Raw genomic sequence first — 16,055 nt, 5'->3', positions numbered from 1 at the left:
GCCGTCGGGAGACGGTCCGCGGTGGGGAAGACGAAGGGCCCCGGGGGAGACCCCGGGGCCCTTCGCCTCACCGAACTACCTACTCACTGCGCGTCGGGCTCGCGGCGGTGGCGGCCGTGCGGGGAGGACGCGGAGTCCTCCGTCGGCGCGGCCTCACCGCGGTGCTTGCCGGAACCGTTCGGCTCCTGCCCGTGCGTGCTGTTTTCCGACATGGTCGAACTCACCCCGTTGACATCGGTCTTGCTGTGCAGCCCGAGAGTCTAACCAGCGGGTTTGCGGTCGGTGAGAGGTGCCTGCTGAAGCGGCACCGGACGGCACACCCGGGGCTCCTCGACGACCGCCGCCGCGACCGCGACCGGCACCGGCTCGGGCTCCGGCGGCGCCTGGAGGTCCGCGAGCCCGCAGGGCGCCCCGGGCGTCACGTACGGCAGCCGCAGTACGCCCCCGGCCGTCCACAGCCCCGCTCCCGCCAGCCAGCCCATGGGTGCGGCCACCTGGCCCATCCGCCGCGCCGCGGGCTGCCAGGTCCCGACCCAGCTGCCGCCCGCCGCGTCGATCCGCAGCGCCACCGCGCAGCTCTCCGGCATCAGCACCTGACCCGGCTGCACGGCGAACGGCGTCACCGCCGCGTCGTCGAGCCGCAGGCACTCCGGGAACCGCACCGGAAGCAGACTTCCGAGTACTCCCCAGCCGAGCCGCTCGTGCCCCGGCGACGGCGCGTCGGAGCGGATCAGGAGCAGCCCGCTGTCCGGGTCCGCGAGGAGCAGCCGGTCGTGGCTGTCGTCGGTGATCTGGAGCAGCGGCGTCGTCTCCCCGCCCCGCTCCAGGTCGACGGCGACGGCCTTCACAGGACCGTCGCCGAGCTGCCGGTCGAGCGCGAGCATCCGGCCCGTACGGTCGAGCCACACCCCGCCCGTGCAGCGGCCCTTGACCTCCGCCACCTGCTCCGGGCCGAAGGCGCCGCCCGCGACCAGCCACAGCGTGGTCGTGTCGGGGCCGACGCACATCGCGTACGCGCAGATGCCGTCCGGCGAGGGCGGGAGCAGCACCAGGCGCTCGGAGCCCGGGGCCTCCACGGAGCCGAGCGGGAGTTCGCCGGTGGCCGGGCCGGTGGGGTAGAGCAGCGAGAACGTGTTCCGCCGCCCGTCCACGCGGCGGGCGACGAGGACCCGGCCGTCCGCGAGGGGCCCCAGCTGGGTGCCCGGCTCCTCCGGCTGGCCGAGGGGGAGCGGCACGGCGTACGGCTCCGGCCCGTCGAGGGTCCACCGCTCCACGTACAGGGCGTCCCCGGCGCCCGCGAGCCTCGCCGCGTACGCGCCGTTCGCCGTGATCGTGAACCCCGTCGGCCAGGCGCCGCCGCCGCCGTCCTGCTTCCCGGCGTCGTCGTCCTCGGCCGTCGTTTCGATGGCACACGCTGTCATCGACTCGTCACCTCCGGCCACGAAGCTAGTTTTCGCACTTCCAGCCGAACAACACGAGCAGGGTCACTTCACACATAAGGGTGGTCGTGTGGCGATTCCGCTGAGGGGTGGGGGGTGGGTGTGCTGGAGTTGCCGGTGGTGAGTAAGGTAAGGCGAACCTAAACGGAGCCTGCGGCTCCGGACAGGCGCGCCCGTATCCCCGCCAGGACCCGTACAGGAGCCTCCTCATGTCCCTCCGCCGTCGCGGCACCGCCGCCGTCGTCGCCCTCGCCGCCTCGCTCTCGCTCGCGGCCTGCGGAGGAGGCGACGGAGGATCCGACGCCTCCTCGAAGGAGGACACGGGCAAGAAGAAGGACGTCGCCACCGGCGGCAAGGACTTCGGCGACGCGGCGGCCAAGACGGCGGCCATGGGCACGGACGCGAAGGCGGGCCAGTTCCCCCGCACCCTGACCCACGCCCTCGGCAAGACCGAGCTGAAGGCCGCGCCCAAGCGGGTCGTCGTCCTCGACGTCGGCGAGCTCGACAACGTCGTCTCCCTCGGCATCCAGCCCGTCGGCTACGCCCCCGCCGAGGGCGACGACGGCATCCCCGGCTACCTCAAGAAGGACGCCGGCGCCCCGAAGTCCGTCGGCACCATCAACAACCTCAACCTGGAGGCCATCGCCAACCTCCAGCCCGACCTGATCCTCGGCAGCCAGCTGCGCGCCGCCGACAAGTACGACGAACTGTCGAAGATCGCGCCGACCGTGTTCTCCATCCGTCCGGGCTTCATCTGGAAGGAGAACTACCTCCTCAACGCCGCCGCGCTCGACAAGACCGCAGAGGCGAAGGAGAAGCTCGGCGCGTACGAGACCAAGGCGAAGCAGCTCGGCACGGACATCGGCCCGAACAAGCCGACGATCTCCATGGTCCGCTACCTCCCCGGCAAGATCCGCCTCTACGCCAAGGCGTCCTTCATCGGCACCATCCTCGAGGACACCGGCCTGCCCCGGCCCAAGAACCAGCAGATCAACGACCTGGCGGCCGAGATCAGCCCGGAGAAGATCGACGAGGCCGACGGCGACTGGATCTTCACCGGCGTGTACGGCGACGCCAAGGCCACCAAGAAGGACACCGCCCAGGCCAACCCGCTCTGGAAGAACCTCAAGGCGGTCAAGGCCGGCCAGGCGAAGGACGTCCCGGACGAGACCTGGTACCTCGGCCTCGGCGTGACGGCCGCGAACAGCGTCCTCGACGACCTGCGCGCGGACCTCGTCAAGAAGTAGCCGCGCCGGGGACCGGGCGCCGCGGCGCCCACCGGGCCGGACAGTGGGGCACGCGGGACAGGTAGCCTTTCCTCGTGCCCCGTCTGTCTGAAGTCATCGCCGCGCTCGACGCCCTCTGGCCACCCGAGCGGGCCGAGTCGTGGGACGCCGTCGGCACCGTCTGCGGCGACCCCGACGCCCAGGTCACCCGTGTGCTCTTCGCCGTCGACCCCGTCCAGGAGATCGCCGACGAGGCGATCGCCCTCGGCGCCGACCTGATCGTCACCCACCACCCGCTCTATCTGCGCGGTACGACGACGGTCGCGGCCGGCCACTTCAAGGGCCGTGTCGTGCACGGGCTCATCAAGCACGACATCGCCCTCCACGTCGCCCACACCAACGCCGACACCGCGGACCCCGGCGTCTCCGACGCCCTCGCGGGCGCCCTCGACCTGCGGGTCACCGGCCCCCTCGTACCCGAGAACAACCTCGGCCGGATCTGCGAACTCGACCACCCCGAGACCCTCGCCGACTTCGCCGCACGCGCCGCGAAGCGGCTGCCCGCCACCGCGCAGGGCATCCGGGTGGCGGGCGACCCCACCATGACCGTCCGCCGCGTCGCCGTCAGCGGCGGCTCCGGCGACAGCCTCTTCGACGCCGTACGGGCCGCCGGCGTGGACGCCTTCCTCACCGCCGACCTGCGCCACCACCCCGTCTCCGAGGCCACCCAGCACTCACCGCTCGGTCTCGTCGACGCCGCCCACTGGGCCACCGAATGGCCCTGGTGCCAGCAGGCCGCCACCCAGCTCGACGAGATCTCCGACCGCCACGGCTGGGACCTCCGCGTCCACGTCTCGAAGACGGTCACCGACCCCTGGTCCTCCCACCACACCTCCCCTGGAGCCCCCAACTGAACGCCGCGCCCGCCGACCAGATCCGCCTCCTCGACGTCCAGGCCCTGGACGTCCGCCTCCAGCAGCTCGCCCACAAGCGGCAGTCGCTGCCCGAGCACGCCGAGATCGAGTCGCTGACCAAGGACCTCACCCAGCTGCGCGACCTGCTCGTCGCCGCGCAGACCCAGGAGAGCGACTGCGGCCGTGAGCAGACCAAGGCCGAGCAGGACGTCGACCAGGTCCGCCAGCGGGCCGCGCGCGACCAGCAGCGCCTCGACTCCGGCGCCGTGTCCTCCCCGAAGGACCTGGAGAACCTCCAGCGCGAGATCGTCTCCCTCGCCAAGCGCCAGGGCGACCTGGAGGAGATCGTCCTGGAGGTCATGGAGCGCCGCGAGTCGGTGCAGGAGCGCCTCACCGAGCTGACCGAGCGGGTCTCCGCCGTCCAGTCCAAGACCGACGACGCCACCGCCCGGCGCGACGCCGCCGAGAGCGAGTTCGACGCCGAGGCCGCCTCCGTGGCGAAGGAGCGCGAGCTCATCGCGGGCTCCGTCCCGGCCGACCTCCTCAAGCTGTACGAGAAGCTGCGCGAGCAGCAGGGCGGTGTGGGCGCGGCCCGGCTGTACCAGCGCAAGTGCGAGGGCTGCCACATCGAGCTCAACATCACCGAGCTGAACGAGGTCCGCGCCGCGGCCCGTGACGCGGTCGTACGCTGCGAGAACTGCCGCCGCATCCTCGTCCGCACCTCGGAGTCCGGCCTGTAATGTCCGCCCTTCCGTCTTCGCGAGAGCTGATCGTCGAGGCCGACGGGGGCTCCCGGGGCAACCCGGGTCCCGCCGGCTACGGGGCGGTCGTCCTGGACCCCGCCACGGGCGAGACGCTCGCGGAGGCGGCCGAGTACATCGGCGTGGCGACGAACAACGTCGCCGAGTACAAGGGCCTGGTGGCGGGCCTCAAAGCGGCCAGGGAACTGTTCCCCGACGCCGTCGTCCACGTCCGCATGGACTCCAAGCTGGTCGTCGAGCAGATGTCCGGCCGCTGGAAGATCAAGCACCCGGACATGAAGCCGCTCGCCGCCGAGGCCGGCCGGGTCTTCCCGGCGGGCCGGGTCCGCTACGAGTGGATCCCGCGCGAGCGCAACAAGCACGCGGACCGGCTCGCGAACGAGGCGATGGACGCGGGCAAGCGGGGCCGCCAGTGGGAGCCGTCGGCCTCGACGGCGGCCCTGGACACCTCCGCCGCCCGCAACGCCGCCGCCCCGCCCCCCTCGGGCCCGCCCGGAGACGCGACGGCGGGCGCGGCCCGCGCTCGGGCGGCGCTGGGGGCACGGCTGGGGGGAGTGGACGCCTCCACTCCCGCGCCCGCACAGGGCACCTCCGCCGCAGCCATCCCCGCCGCCTCCACCGCCCCCACCGCCGTCGAGGCGACCGGTGACTTCGAGGTCGAGGCCGCCGTGGCGCGGCCCGCGTCCGCCCTGCCGGCGCAGCCGCAGGCCGTCGCGCCCGCCCCCCGCCAGGGCTGGTCGGGCGGGCCCGACATGGGGGCGCCCGCCACGTTCGTGCTGCTGCGGCACGGCGAGACCGCGCTCACGCCCGAGAAGCGGTTCTCGGGGAGCGGGGGCACCGACCCCGAACTCTCGGCGGCCGGGCTGCGGCAGGCGCAGGCCGTCGCCGACGCGCTCGCCGCGCGCGGCACCATCCAGGAGATCGTCAGCTCGCCGCTCACCCGCTGCCGGCAGACCGCCGCCGCCGTCGCCGCCCGCCTCGGGCTGGACGTGCGGATCGAACAGGGACTGCGCGAGACCGACTTCGGCGCCTGGGAGGGGCTGACCTTCGGCGAGGTCCGGGAGCGCCACCCGGAGGACCTCGACGCCTGGCTCGCCTCCCCGAAGGCCGCGCCGACCGGCGGCGGCGAGAGCTTCGCGACCGTCGCCCGCCGTGTCGCCGCGACCCGGGACCGGCTGGCCGCCGCCCACGCGGGCCGGACCGTCCTCCTCGTCACCCACGTCACGCCGATCAAGACCCTGGTCCGGCTCGCGCTCGGCGCCCCGCCGGAGTCGCTGTTCCGGATGGAGCTCTCGGCCGCGTCGATCTCCGCCGTGGCCTACTACGCGGACGGCAACGCCTCCGTACGGCTCCTCAACGACACCTCGCACCTGAGGACCTGAAAGCCCAGCCGGGACCGGGGCCGGGACCGGGGTCGGCAAAGGGGTGGCGCGGTGCCGTCCCCCCGTACCACCATCCCGTCATGACCTGGCACTTCACCGAGGACGCCCGCGCGTTCCGTACCGCCGCGGCGGACCACCTCGCCGCCGAGCCCGCCCGTAACACCGCCGTACTGACCCTCATGGACCAGGCGGACCGGCTCGGCTGGTGGGCCGAGCCCGACGGACGCGTCACGGGCGTGTTCGCGGAGTCGCCGCCCCGCGTGCCCTCCTTCGGGGCGATGACCGTCGACGCGGCCCGTGCCCTCGCCTTCCCGGCGGGCGCCGAGCCGACGGAGCTGCGCGGCGAGACGGCCGCGGTCGAGGCGTACGCGGAGGCCTCGGGCCGCCCCTGGACGCCCACCGTCCGGATGCGGCTCTTCCGGCTCGGCGAGCTGACCCCGCCGGACCCCGCCCCCGAGGGCCGGGCCCGCGTCGCGGACGGGGTGGACATACCGCTCGTCGCCGCCTGGGCGCGCGGCTTCGCCCGGGACATCGGGGAGGACCCCGAGCAGGACTTCACGGGCCCGGTCACCGAGCGGATCTCCGAGGGCCGGCTGTGGCTCTGGGAGACCCCGGACGGCCGCCCGGTCTCGATGGCCGCGGTCTCCCGCACGATCGAGGGCCAGGCCCGGGTCCACCTCGTCTACACGCCGCCCGCCGACCGCGGCAGGGGCCACGCGGCGGGCGTCACCGCCGCCGTCAGCCGTGCCGCCCAGGACGCGGGTACCGACCAGGTCCTGCTCTTCACGGACCTGGCCAACCCCACGAGCAACGCCCTGTACCAGCGGCTCGGCTACCGCCCGGTGACCGACCACCTGGGCGTGGAGTTCACCGAACCGGCGCCGGCGTCTCGCTGACGGACGCCCCCGGCCCCGCCGCCAGCCTCGCCCCCAGCCCCGCCGCCTCGCGCGCCAGCGTCTCCACCCGCGCCCAGTTGCCGGCGGCGAGGGCGTCGGGCGGCAGCATCCACGTACCGCCGACGCAGCCGACGTTCGGCAGCGACAGGTACGCGGGGGCGGAGGCGAGGGAGACGCCGCCGGTCGGGCAGAAACGGGCCTGGGGGAGCGGGCCCGCGAGCGACTTCAGGTACGGGACGCCGCCCGCCGCCTCGGCCGGGAAGAACTTCATGGCGTCCACGCCCTGTTCGAGCAGCGCCACGACCTCCGAGGCCGTCGAAACCCCCGGCAGGAACGGTACGCCCGACTCCCGCAGCGCGCCGAGCAGCCGCTCCGTCCACCCGGGGCTGACGAGGAAGCGGGCGCCGGCGCCGACCGCGTCCGCGACCCCGGCCGGCGAGACGACCGTCCCCGCGCCGACGACCGCGTCCGGCACCTCGGCCGCGATGGCACGGACGGCGTCGAGCGCGGCCGGGGTGCGCAGGGTGACCTCGATCAGCGGCAGCCCACCGGCCACGAGGGCGCGCGCCAGGGGTACGGCGTCGGCGGCGTCGTCGATCACGACCACGGGGATGACGGGGACGGGCCCGGTGCCTGCGGGGGCGGCGGGGGTCAGATCGAAGACGCTGGTCATCATGAGCGCCATCCTGCCGGGGGTGCGTACCCTCCGCAACGAACGTTGCAGAGCATGCAACGACGGTCAGTGAATCTCGTCCACCAGCACGTCGAGCGCCCCCGCCTTCCCGCCCTCCTCCACCACGTACCCGAGGTCCCGCAGGGCCACCACCAGCTCATCCGGCGACCGCGGAGCCGCGCCCGCCTCCAGGAGGCTCCGTACGATCCGCCCCTTCGTCGCCTTGTTGAAGTGGGAGACCACCTTCCGGGTCGGCGCGTGCAGCACCCGTACCGTCGCCGTCCGCGCCGCCACCTCCCCCTTCGGCTTCCACGCCGACGCGTACGCCGACGACCGCAGGTCCAGGACCAGACCGTCCCCGGCCGCCTCGGGAAGTACGGACGCCATCGCGCCGCGCCAGTGCGCGCCGAGCGCGCCGAGCCCCGGCAGCTTGACCCCCATCGAGCAGCGGTACGACGGAATCCGGTCCGTCACCCGCACCGCGCCCCACAGCCCGGAGAACACGAGCAGCGACCGGTCCGCCCGCTTCCCGGCCGCCGCGTCCAGGGTCGCCAGCCCCAGCGCGTCGTACAGGACACCCGTGTAGATCTCGCCGGCCGGCCGGGCGCCCGCCGTCCGCAGCTCCACGTTCTTCGCGACCTCGCCCCGCAGGCCCTCGCTCAGACCGAGGACCTCCCGAGCCTTCTCCTCGTCGGCCGCGCACAGCTCGACCAGCTCGTCCAGGACCGCCGCCCGCGCCTGGGCGAGCCCCGGCAGGGACAGCGACTCCGGCTTGAGCGGCGCCCCGCGCCCCGAGGAGGCCTTGCCCTCGGAGGGCGGCAACAGCACGAGCACGGTGGTTCTCCTTCGTACGTACGGGACGGGGGTGCGGCCCCGGCAGCCCAGCCTACAAAGCGCGGGACGGGTTCCCCGCCGCCCGCCCGATCCCCGACCGCCCCGACATGCCCCGCGCAGATCCCCGCCCTAGGCTCGGTCCATGCCCCGCCGCCACATTCACGTGACCGGCGCAGCCGAGGCTCCGCTGCGGGCCGCCCTGCGCGCACTCCGTACCGAGCTCGCGATCCCCGAGGACTTCCCGCCCGCCGTCCTCGCCGCGGCCGAGGCCGCCGTGAAGGCCCCCCGGCTTCCCGCGCACGACGCCACCGACCTGCCGTTCTTCACCGTCGACCCGCCCACCTCCACCGACCTCGACCAGGCCATGCACCTGGCCCGCAGGGCCGACGGCGGCTACCGCGTCCACTACGCCATCGCCGACGTCGCCGCCTTCGTCGCCCCGGGCTCCGCCCTCGACGCCGAGGCCCACCGGCGCGTCCTCACCCTCTACTTCCCGGACGGCAGGATCCCGCTCCACCCCCCGGTCCTCTCCGAGGGCGCCGCGAGCCTCCTCCCCGGCGAACCCAGGCCCGCCCTGCTCTGGCGGATCGACCTCGACGCCGAAGGGCGCCGCGTCGCCACCGACGTCCGCCGCGCCCTCGTCCGCAGCCGCGCCAAACTCGACTACGCGGGCGTGCAGCGGAAGATCGACTCCGGTACGGCGGAGGAACCGCTGGCCCTCCTCCGCGAGATCGGCCGGCTCCGCGAGGCCCTCGAAGCCGAACGCGGCGGGATCTCCCTCAACGTCCCCGAGCAGGAGATCGTCGAGCAGGACCCGCGCGGCGAGCGCGGCCGCGACCACCCTGACGTTCCAGCCGATCCCCACGACCGCACCTACTCCCTCGCCTACCGCGCACCGCTCCCCGCCGACGGCTGGAACGCCCAGATCTCCCTCCTCACCGGCATGGCCGCGGCCGACCTCATGACCGCAGCCGGCACCGGCATCCTGCGCACCCTCCCCACCGCCCCCGACGGCGCCGTCGCCCGCCTGCGCCGTTCCGCGCAGGCCCTCGGCGTCGACTGGCCCCACCACGTCTCGTACGCGGACGTCGTCCGCGCCGCCGACCCCGCGAACCCGCGCCACGCCGCCTTCCTCCAGGAGTGCACCACCCTGCTGCGCGGCGCCGGGTACACCGTCTTCACCGACGGCCACGTCCCCACCCCCGCCGTGCACGCCGCCGTCGCCGACGAGTACACCCACTGCACCGCGCCGCTGCGGCGGCTCGTCGACCGTTACGCGGGCGAGCTGTGCCTGGCGGCGGTCGCGGGCGACGAACCGCCCGAGTGGGTACGGGCCGCCCTGCCCGCGCTCCCCGACGAGATGGCCGCCGGCTCGCGCCGCGCCAACGCCGTCGAGCGCGAGAGCGTCGACATCGTCGAGGCGGCCCTGCTGAGGGAGCGGGTCGGTGAGATCTTCGACGCGTACGTGATCGACGTGAAGGAGCGTGAGCCGTCCGTCGGCACCGTCCACCTGGACGACCCGGCGGTCGTCGCCCGGATCGCGGGCGGCGAGACGCGGCTGCCGCTGGGGGAGTGGCTGCGGGTCAGGCTGACGGAGGCGGACCCGGGGACGGCGAAGGTGCTGTTCGCACCCGTGTGAGCGCCTGCGTGAGTTGCTTGTGCAGGGCGCGCGGGTCGTCCGCGTGCACCCGGAAGACGCGTACGGGCCGATGCCCGCCGAGCAGCCGGGGTACGTCCATGGGCTCGGTCAGCTCGATCGTGACGGAGGTCTGGGAGCCGACGGGGAGGTTCAGCTCGCCCTCGGTCTTCTCATGTGTGAAACGCAGCTCGTGGCGGACGGCGGCGATCCGGTCGACGGGGAGGCGCACGTCGACGTGCGCGGCCTGCCGCAGTCGCAGGACGTCCCCGGTGAGGGTGTGCGGGCGGGTCACGGAGGCGGCGTGCAGCCCGAGGACGAAGAGCACGGTGTACACGTCCAGGACGAGGACGACGGCGTGGACGAGGGGCCAGTCGGCGAGCAGGTACGACATGCCGACCGTCTCGACCAGGCACACGAACGCGAAGCCGTACATCAGCGCCGCCTGGTCACGTGCGTGCGGGAACACCGCGTCCGCGCCGTCCACGCCCTGCGGCCGCCGGGCCGCCCACCGCAGCAGACTGGCCATGATCCGCAGCTCGTGACCGATGATCCGCAGCACGGGGAGGGGCACCAGCTCGGCCGCGGCGGCCCGCCGGGAGAGCCCGCGGCGCCGCAGCCGGAGATAGGCGAGACCTTCGGCGAGCAGGAGCACGACGGCGAGGAGTTCGGCGACGGCCCACACGGGCCCGGGTATCCGGACGCCGCCGACGAGCAGGACGGCGAGGACGACCTCGGCGGGAAGGGCGACGTAGGCGAGGAGACGGAGGAGGCGGAGGGGCCGGGTGCGGCGGATGGGGGTCCGGTCCACCCCCGCGGGGCGGCTGCCGTCGATGCCCGTAGTCGTCGTCATCGGCTCTGCTCCCGTCGTTCTCTGACCAGGCGGATCGCCAGGCGGACGGCCGCCGACTGGGCCGGGGCGAGGTCCGCGAAGAAGGTGTCGGCGAGGGAGGCGTCGGCGGAACCGGCGCCAGGGCCGGGGATCTCGACCCCCAGCTCGTCGGGCAGGCAGTCGGCGAGCGCCTGGGCGGCCTCCGTGACCCGGGGGTCGTCCGGCGCCGCCCCGGCGAGCGCGTCGAGGAGCGGGTACAGCACGGGCGCGTGCTCCGCCGTGTCCCGCATCAGGCCCATCAGCCGGGCCCGCTCCTCCTCCGGTACGACGACGTCGAGCAGCGCCAGGATCTCCCGGTCCTTCGCCGCCATGGGGGACTCGGGAAGCTCGCCGAGACCCGCGAGGAGTGCGGCGAGCTCCGGCGACACGGGCCCGTCGGCGGGCAGTCGCCCGGCGCGTGCCTCGGCGAGGAGCGGGGCGAGGCGCTCCCGGCGTACCCGGATCACCGCCTCCTGACGCGCCAGATCCTCCGCCAGCTCCTCCAACACCTCCACGAGCCCCCGCCCCTCGTCGTCCGCGAGCACGTCCCGCACCTCGTCGAGCCCGAGGCCCAGCTCGGTGAGCCGCCGGATCCGGGCGAGCAGGACGGCGTCCCGGACGCCGTACTCCCGATACCCGTTGGCCAGCCGCACGGGCTCGGGCAGCAGCCCCGACTGGTGGTAGTGCCGCACGGCCCGCGGGGTGACCCCGACCAGGGCGGCGATCTCGCCGATACGCATGCGCCCAGTAGAAACCCTGACGCTGCGACAAGGTCAAGCGACGCTCGGGGGACCGTGTCTCTCCTGGGCAGCTCTCCTCCGAGGCCGGCTCCCCGCCGAGGCCGGTTCGCTCCGAATCGGCGGGTAGCATGGGCGGCACGGCAGACGAGCCGGGCGGGCGGCCGCGTGGAGATCCTCGGATCTTCCCGAGGAACGTCCGGGCTCCACAGAGCAGGGTGGTGGCTAACGGCCACCCGGGGTGACCCGCGGGACAGTGCCACAGAAAACAGACCGCCGGGGACCTAGGTCCTCGGTAAGGGTGAAACGGTGGTGTAAGAGACCACCAGCGCCTGAGGTGACTCAGGCGGCTAGGTAAACCCCACTCGGAGCAAGGTCAAGAGGGGACACCCCGGTGTCCCTGCGCGGATGTTCGAGGGCTGCTCGCCCGAGTCCGCGGGTAGACCGCAGGAGGCCGGCGGCAACGCCGGTCCTAGATGGATGGCCGTCGCCCCGACGACCGCGAGGTCCCGGGGCACAGAACCCGGCGTATAGCCCGACTCGTCTGCCGGCCCGCGTGAGGGAAGGGCCCCTGACCAGTTTTCCGCCTGGTCAGGGGCCCTTTCGTGCAGTGCTTGAATGGATCGTCGTCTTCGGCTGAGCAAGGAGAAGCGCTGTGCCCCTGGTGTCCGTCGTGATGCCCGTGTACAACTCGGCAGCGACTCTTGGCGCAGCGGTTCGGTCGGTGCTCTCGCAGACCCACAGCGACCTGGAGCTGCTGATCACGGACGACAAGTCTTCCGATGGTTCGATGGACCTGCTCATGGAGTTGGCCCGGCAGGACGAGCGTGTCCTGCCTGAATCGGCGCCGGAACAGGGCGGCGCCGGCCGGGCACGCAACCTCGCTCTCGAGCGGGCCCGGGGGGACTACGTCGCCTTTCTCGACAGTGACGACATGTGGCTTCCGGAGAAGACCGAGCGGCAGATCGAATTTGCCGCGGCGGGTAGTGCGCCTCTGACGTTCACCTCGTACTTCAAGATGGACGCCGACTACGAGGGCGAGAGCATCGACTTCATCCCGAACGGGCGTGTGGTCCGTGCGCGGGAACACGTGGACTACCGCGCGATGCTGGTCCGGGACCACATCGGCGCTCTGACCGCCATGTACGACCGCACCGTCCTCGGCACGCGGCTGATGCCGGAGATGCGGAAGCGACAGGACTACGCCCTGTGGCTGTCGATCATGCGCGACGGCGCTGACGCCCGGGGTCTGCCCGAGCCGCTCGCGGTGTACAGGGCCCACCAGGCGGGATCGCTGTCCTCCAACAAGTTGTCGCTGGTCCGGTACAACTGGGAGCTGTACCGCGAGCACGAGGGGCTGTCTCTCCCGCGGGCGACACGGGCGCTGGCCGGCGCTGCGTGGCAGTCGATGCGCAACTCGCGGATCTAGGACCCACGGCGGGGCCCGTGCAGCCGCCTGGTGGGGTCCTCGTTCGTCGTCAGGGGCGCCTGACCTCGAAGTGGAAGCAGCCGTACTCGACCGCCCGGACGTGTACCAGGGCCACCGTGGGGTCGGTGAAGGCGTCCGTGAGGGCCTGGTTCAGGGCATCGTCGGGGGTTTCCGGGAGTTCCAGGAGGCGGCCTCCGGTGATGCGGCCCGTTGTGTCGTAGCGGCGGAGGGTGCGGAGGGCGCCGGGGCGGGTGAAGGGGTACGGCGCCGAGGGCGCAGGGCCGTCGCAGGTCTCGGCGTGGATGAAGACCGGGCCCTGTTCGTCGTACGCGCCCGGGTTCGCCCCCGTCTCGGCGGCCCAGCGCCGCAGCGGTGCGTACGAGACGAGCGCGATCCGCTCCCCGGGCGCCGAGGGGCGCAGGCAGCAGCGGAGCGGGTCGCCGGCGTCGGTGGTGGTCGCGGTGTACGGCACGCAGGCGCGTCCGGCGTCGTCGGCGACCCGCAGTTCCGCCAGGGCCGAGGGGGAGATGGGGAGGGGGGTGTGGATCGTCGTGTGGGTGCTCATGCCGTCAGGGTTACGTGGTGGGTGGCCGTGTCGCTGGCGTTATTCGGACGGGGCTTTGGGGCGCTGCCACCGGCCGGAGTTGCCTACCGCTTCGGCCACGGGCGTTGCAGCCATTCCGTGTACCACGCGTGGAAGTTCGGGCTCGCGGGCGTGAAGCCGGCCCAGTCCGGGTCCAGGCGCCAGACCTCGCCCGCTCGCGGGCCCGTCAGGATCAGCCGGATGTACATGCCGCAGCCCTCTTCGGCCAGCGTCAGCGTGCCCGGCGTCAGCTTCTCGGGTGCGGCGAGTGCACCGGGGAGGGGGTCTGGCAGGGGGAACGGTGTGGCCAGTCGGCCCGGGAGGCGGTCCTCCCGCCACTCGTCGTCCACCGCCCAGTCGTCGTCCACCCCCGGCCGGGGCTCCGTCAACGGCAGCACGCCGTAGGCCGGGCCCGCGGGGCCGTTTCCCACCTCCGTCACGAAGGAGCGGTACTCCGCCGGTAGTGCGATGCCGTGCTTCTCCTCGAAGGCGGCGACCTCCCCCTCCGGCAGCGCGGGCGTCAGCTCGTAGCGGTGCATGTCCGACCCGAAGCGCGTGCACTCCGGGTCCTGCGCCGCCATCGCGCGGATCCGCGCGCGTACTCCCGTCCCGTCCCAGCTCGTCATCCCCGGACCCTACGTCTCCGCCGCGAGCCCCGGGCTCACCGGGTCGCCCGGCGCGGGGAGCCGAACCGCACCCGTTCGGCTCTGGGCGCCCGCGGAGATGCGGACCGTTTCTGACCGCATGGGGTGTCAGGGTGGATTCATGGACGCGTCACCCCGCTACGAACGGAGCAGTCCCATGAGCCGCCGGTTCCAGGTCACCTTCGACGCCCACGACCCCCGGGCCCTGTCGTCCTTCTGGCGCGATGTCCTCCGCTACGTGCACCCCGGCCCGCCCGGGGTCGACCTGCCCGAGGGAGCCGACCCGCTGGCCGCGTGGGACGACTTCCTCGCGCGGATCGGCGTACCGGAGGAGCAGCGCAACACGCGGTCCGCCATCGAGGACCCCGAGGGTGCCGGTCCGCGCGTGTTCTTCCAGCAGGTGCCCGAGGACAAGGTCGCCAAGAACCGTGTGCACCTCGACGTCCGCGCGGCCCCCGGCCTTGAGGGAGAGGAGCGGATGGCCGCGCTGGAAACCGAGTGCGAGCGGCTTCTCGCGCTGGGAGCGAAGCGGCTGCGCCGCTTCGAGCCCGAGCCCCCCATGAGCACCGGCTTCATCGTGATGGCCGACCCCGAGGGCAATGAGTTCTGTCTGGACTGAGGCCTAGGTCGGTTGTCGCCGCTGGTGGCGGCTTCCGCTGGTGCTTTCGCCGCCTCAGGGGCAGAACGCCTTGTCCACTACCTTCTCCACGCTCCTCGTGCCCGCGATGTCCGCCGGGATGCTCGTCACCGCGATGTTCGCGGCGCGGCCGTCGTCGGTCGCGCCGCCCCGCGTCTCGTAGCCCACGATGTCGCCGCCGTGGCCCCAGTAGACGCCGCCGCAGGACAGCTTCCTGCTCATGAGCCCGAGGCCGTAGTGGGCGCCGGTGTCCGCGACCGGGACGGTGGTGCGCATCTGGGCGAGCTGGGCGTCCGGGAGGAGTTCGCCGTCCAGGAGCGCGGTGAAGAAACGGTTGAGGTCGGAGTTGGTGGAGATCATCTGGCCGGCCGCCCAGGCCGCCGACGGGTCGATCTCCGTGTAGTCGAGCGGCTTTCCGCCCTCCGTCAGCCAGCGGTAGCCCCTCGGGTGCGGCTCCCTGATGGTCTTGTCACCGGCGGCGGGGAAGTAGGTGTGGCGCAGCCCGATGCGCTTGACGATCCGCCGGTCGATCTCCTCGGCCAGGGGACGGCCGGTGACCTTCTGCACGATCAGGCCGGCCACGATGTAGTTCGTGTTGCTGTACGACCACTTCTTCCCCGGCGCGAACACGGCCGGGTACGCGAGGGCGATGTCCACGAGGTCGCGGGGCTCGAAGTACCGGTGCGCCAGCTCGTCGTCGCCGACGTGCTCCCCGTACTCGGGCAGTCCGCTGGTGTGCTGGAGGAGCTGACGGACGGTGATGCGGCGCCCGTCGATGCCCTTCCCGCGCCCCTTCCCCCGTACGAGGCCCGGGAGGTAGGTGTCCACCGGGGCGTCGAGGGCGACCTTCCCCTCGCCGACCAGTTGCAGGACGACCACGGCGGTGAACGTCTTCGTGTTGCTGCCGATCCGCACCTGGCCGTCCCTCGGCACCTTCGCGCCGGTGGCGAGGTCACCGACGCCCGCGGTGTAGGTACGGGTGCGGCCGTGGCCGTCCTGGACGGTCGCCAGGGCGGCGGGCTGGCCGTCCCGTACCAGCGCTTCCAGGCCCTGCTGCACGGCGTCCGGCCGCGCCATGTCCGCTCGCGCGGTGTCCGGTCGCGCGGCGGCGGACGCCGTCGGCGGTGTCAGGGCGCCCGCCGTCATGACGGCGACGGCCATCGCGGCGGCGGCCATGAGGGCTCCGCGCCGTCGGCCGTGAGGGGTGGGGGCGGGGGCGGCTTGGCTGGTCCGAGTGCGCATGAGTCAGCTCCGTGGAAGTCTCGGGGCCCGTCGACCGGGCAGGCCACGATCATGGATTCCGGGGCCCCGGCGCGCATCGCGGGAAAGCGGGAGAAAGTACTCCCCCGATCGGGGGAGGCCCTGCGTGAGCCGCGCGTCCATACTGGCTGAT

The 16,055-nt window shown here is 73.4% G+C and carries 17 protein-coding genes and 1 other RNA gene; 9 read left to right on the top strand and 9 right to left on the bottom strand.

Features of this window, described 5'->3' with window-relative positions; translation table 11 throughout:
- Nucleotides 1-83: 83 nt before the first annotated feature.
- Together ABT034_RS29530 and ABT034_RS29525 are read right to left on the bottom strand one after the other, a co-directional pair.
- Nucleotides 84-212: a hypothetical protein gene (locus tag ABT034_RS29530; RefSeq protein ID WP_351220124.1), complete on the bottom strand. Its 129-nt coding sequence runs from the start codon at nucleotides 210-212 to the stop codon at nucleotides 84-86.
- A 48-nt stretch (nucleotides 213-260) separates the two neighbouring features.
- Nucleotides 261-1,421, bottom strand: a complete 1,161-nt coding sequence (locus tag ABT034_RS29525) for a hypothetical protein (RefSeq protein ID WP_351220123.1) — start codon at nucleotides 1,419-1,421, stop codon at nucleotides 261-263.
- Nucleotides 1,422-1,648: 227 nt separating this feature from the next.
- Between ABT034_RS29525 and ABT034_RS29520 the strand changes: the two genes are divergently transcribed.
- The 5 genes from ABT034_RS29520 (at nucleotide 1,649) to ABT034_RS29500 (ending at nucleotide 6,618) form a co-directional block, all read left to right on the top strand.
- On the top strand, nucleotides 1,649-2,686 hold the full coding sequence (locus tag ABT034_RS29520; RefSeq protein ID WP_351220122.1) for an ABC transporter substrate-binding protein: 1,038 nt from the start codon (nucleotides 1,649-1,651) through the stop codon (nucleotides 2,684-2,686).
- Between the two features lie 74 nt (nucleotides 2,687-2,760).
- A complete protein-coding gene (locus tag ABT034_RS29515; protein WP_351220121.1) occupies nucleotides 2,761-3,579 on the top strand; it encodes a Nif3-like dinuclear metal center hexameric protein in 819 nt (272 codons plus the stop codon).
- A complete protein-coding gene (locus ABT034_RS29510; protein ID WP_351220143.1) occupies nucleotides 3,576-4,319 on the top strand; it encodes a zinc ribbon domain-containing protein in 744 nt (247 codons plus the stop codon). Before ABT034_RS29515 ends, ABT034_RS29510 begins: the two co-directional genes overlap by 4 nt.
- A complete protein-coding gene (locus ABT034_RS29505; protein ID WP_351220120.1) occupies nucleotides 4,319-5,722 on the top strand; it encodes a bifunctional RNase H/acid phosphatase in 1,404 nt (467 codons plus the stop codon). Before ABT034_RS29510 ends, ABT034_RS29505 begins: the two co-directional genes overlap by 1 nt.
- An 80-nt stretch (nucleotides 5,723-5,802) precedes the next feature.
- A complete protein-coding gene (locus ABT034_RS29500; protein ID WP_351220119.1) occupies nucleotides 5,803-6,618 on the top strand; it encodes a GNAT family N-acetyltransferase in 816 nt (271 codons plus the stop codon).
- Here the strand turns inward: ABT034_RS29500 and eda are convergent.
- Nucleotides 6,590-7,291: a bifunctional 4-hydroxy-2-oxoglutarate aldolase/2-dehydro-3-deoxy-phosphogluconate aldolase gene (gene eda / locus ABT034_RS29495; protein WP_351220142.1), complete on the bottom strand. Its 702-nt coding sequence runs from the start codon at nucleotides 7,289-7,291 to the stop codon at nucleotides 6,590-6,592. The two genes, ABT034_RS29500 and eda, sit on opposite strands and share 29 nt — an antisense overlap.
- 66 nt (nucleotides 7,292-7,357) lie before the next feature.
- Nucleotides 7,358-8,125, bottom strand: coding sequence for a peroxide stress protein YaaA (gene yaaA / locus ABT034_RS29490; RefSeq protein ID WP_351220118.1), 768 nt, complete (start codon nucleotides 8,123-8,125; stop codon nucleotides 7,358-7,360).
- Between the two features lie 142 nt (nucleotides 8,126-8,267).
- Here yaaA and ABT034_RS29485 point away from each other — a divergent pair, with 142 nt between their 5' ends.
- Nucleotides 8,268-9,764 (top strand): RNB domain-containing ribonuclease, encoded by a 1,497-nt coding sequence (locus tag ABT034_RS29485; RefSeq protein ID WP_351220117.1) that lies wholly within the window; start codon nucleotides 8,268-8,270, stop codon nucleotides 9,762-9,764.
- Here the strand turns inward: ABT034_RS29485 and ABT034_RS29480 are convergent.
- Nucleotides 9,709-10,614, bottom strand: a complete 906-nt coding sequence (locus ABT034_RS29480; RefSeq protein ID WP_351220116.1) for a hypothetical protein — start codon at nucleotides 10,612-10,614, stop codon at nucleotides 9,709-9,711. The genes ABT034_RS29485 and ABT034_RS29480 overlap by 56 nt on opposite strands.
- Complete coding sequence (locus tag ABT034_RS29475) at nucleotides 10,611-11,372, bottom strand: MerR family transcriptional regulator (RefSeq protein WP_351220115.1); 762 nt, start codon at nucleotides 11,370-11,372, stop codon at nucleotides 10,611-10,613. The genes ABT034_RS29480 and ABT034_RS29475 overlap by 4 nt, the downstream gene beginning before the upstream one ends.
- Before the next feature lie 145 nt (nucleotides 11,373-11,517).
- Between ABT034_RS29475 and rnpB the strand changes: the two genes are divergently transcribed.
- Together rnpB and ABT034_RS29465 are read left to right on the top strand one after the other, a co-directional pair.
- Nucleotides 11,518-11,916, top strand: an RNA gene (gene rnpB, locus ABT034_RS29470) — RNase P RNA component class A.
- Nucleotides 11,917-12,024: 108 nt separating this feature from the next.
- Entirely contained in the window at nucleotides 12,025-12,798 is a 774-nt protein-coding gene (locus tag ABT034_RS29465) for a glycosyltransferase family 2 protein (protein WP_351220114.1), read from the top strand.
- Nucleotides 12,799-12,847: 49 nt separating this feature from the next.
- Here ABT034_RS29465 and ABT034_RS29460 read toward each other — a convergent pair whose 3' ends face one another.
- Both ABT034_RS29460 and ABT034_RS29455 read right to left on the bottom strand, forming a co-directional pair.
- Nucleotides 12,848-13,363: a DUF1203 domain-containing protein gene (locus tag ABT034_RS29460; RefSeq protein WP_351220113.1), complete on the bottom strand. Its 516-nt coding sequence runs from the start codon at nucleotides 13,361-13,363 to the stop codon at nucleotides 12,848-12,850.
- 83 nt (nucleotides 13,364-13,446) lie between these two features.
- Nucleotides 13,447-14,007: an SMI1/KNR4 family protein gene (locus ABT034_RS29455; protein ID WP_351220112.1), complete on the bottom strand. Its 561-nt coding sequence runs from the start codon at nucleotides 14,005-14,007 to the stop codon at nucleotides 13,447-13,449.
- A 175-nt stretch (nucleotides 14,008-14,182) separates the two neighbouring features.
- Between ABT034_RS29455 and ABT034_RS29450 the strand changes: the two genes are divergently transcribed.
- On the top strand, nucleotides 14,183-14,644 hold the full coding sequence (locus ABT034_RS29450) for a VOC family protein (protein ID WP_351220111.1): 462 nt from the start codon (nucleotides 14,183-14,185) through the stop codon (nucleotides 14,642-14,644).
- A 54-nt stretch (nucleotides 14,645-14,698) separates the two neighbouring features.
- Here ABT034_RS29450 and ABT034_RS29445 read toward each other — a convergent pair whose 3' ends face one another.
- Complete coding sequence (locus ABT034_RS29445; protein WP_502973083.1) at nucleotides 14,699-15,904, bottom strand: serine hydrolase domain-containing protein; 1,206 nt, start codon at nucleotides 15,902-15,904, stop codon at nucleotides 14,699-14,701.
- Nucleotides 15,905-16,055 lie beyond the last annotated feature (151 nt).

It is taken from the genome of Streptomyces sp. NPDC002773, from assembly GCF_040295605.1.
Classification (GTDB): domain Bacteria; phylum Actinomycetota; class Actinomycetes; order Streptomycetales; family Streptomycetaceae; genus Streptomyces.
This window is presented reverse-complemented; position numbering and strand designations above follow the sequence as displayed.

What these genes read in the sequence shown, in the direction of transcription:
- ABT034_RS29485 (WP_351220117.1), top strand. Translation starts at nt 8,268, where the DNA reads ATGCCCCGCCGCCACATTCACGTGACCGGCGCAGCCGAGGCTCCGCTG.
- ABT034_RS29450 (WP_351220111.1), top strand. Translation starts at nt 14,183, where the DNA reads ATGAGCCGCCGGTTCCAGGTCACCTTCGACGCCCACGACCCCCGGGCC.
- eda (WP_351220142.1), bottom strand. Translation starts at nt 7,291, where the DNA reads ATGACCAGCGTCTTCGATCTGACCCCCGCCGCCCCCGCAGGCACCGGG.
- ABT034_RS29525 (WP_351220123.1), bottom strand. Translation starts at nt 1,421, where the DNA reads ATGACAGCGTGTGCCATCGAAACGACGGCCGAGGACGACGACGCCGGG.
- ABT034_RS29500 (WP_351220119.1), top strand. Translation starts at nt 5,803, where the DNA reads ATGACCTGGCACTTCACCGAGGACGCCCGCGCGTTCCGTACCGCCGCG.
- ABT034_RS29455 (WP_351220112.1), bottom strand. Translation starts at nt 14,007, where the DNA reads ATGACGAGCTGGGACGGGACGGGAGTACGCGCGCGGATCCGCGCGATG.
- ABT034_RS29520 (WP_351220122.1), top strand. Translation starts at nt 1,649, where the DNA reads ATGTCCCTCCGCCGTCGCGGCACCGCCGCCGTCGTCGCCCTCGCCGCC.
- ABT034_RS29460 (WP_351220113.1), bottom strand. Translation starts at nt 13,363, where the DNA reads ATGAGCACCCACACGACGATCCACACCCCCCTCCCCATCTCCCCCTCG.
- ABT034_RS29530 (WP_351220124.1), bottom strand. Translation starts at nt 212, where the DNA reads ATGTCGGAAAACAGCACGCACGGGCAGGAGCCGAACGGTTCCGGCAAG.
- ABT034_RS29505 (WP_351220120.1), top strand. Translation starts at nt 4,319, where the DNA reads ATGTCCGCCCTTCCGTCTTCGCGAGAGCTGATCGTCGAGGCCGACGGG.
- ABT034_RS29445 (WP_502973083.1), bottom strand. Translation starts at nt 15,904, where the DNA reads ATGCGCACTCGGACCAGCCAAGCCGCCCCCGCCCCCACCCCTCACGGC.
- ABT034_RS29480 (WP_351220116.1), bottom strand. Translation starts at nt 10,614, where the DNA reads ATGACGACGACTACGGGCATCGACGGCAGCCGCCCCGCGGGGGTGGAC.
- ABT034_RS29475 (WP_351220115.1), bottom strand. Translation starts at nt 11,372, where the DNA reads ATGCGTATCGGCGAGATCGCCGCCCTGGTCGGGGTCACCCCGCGGGCC.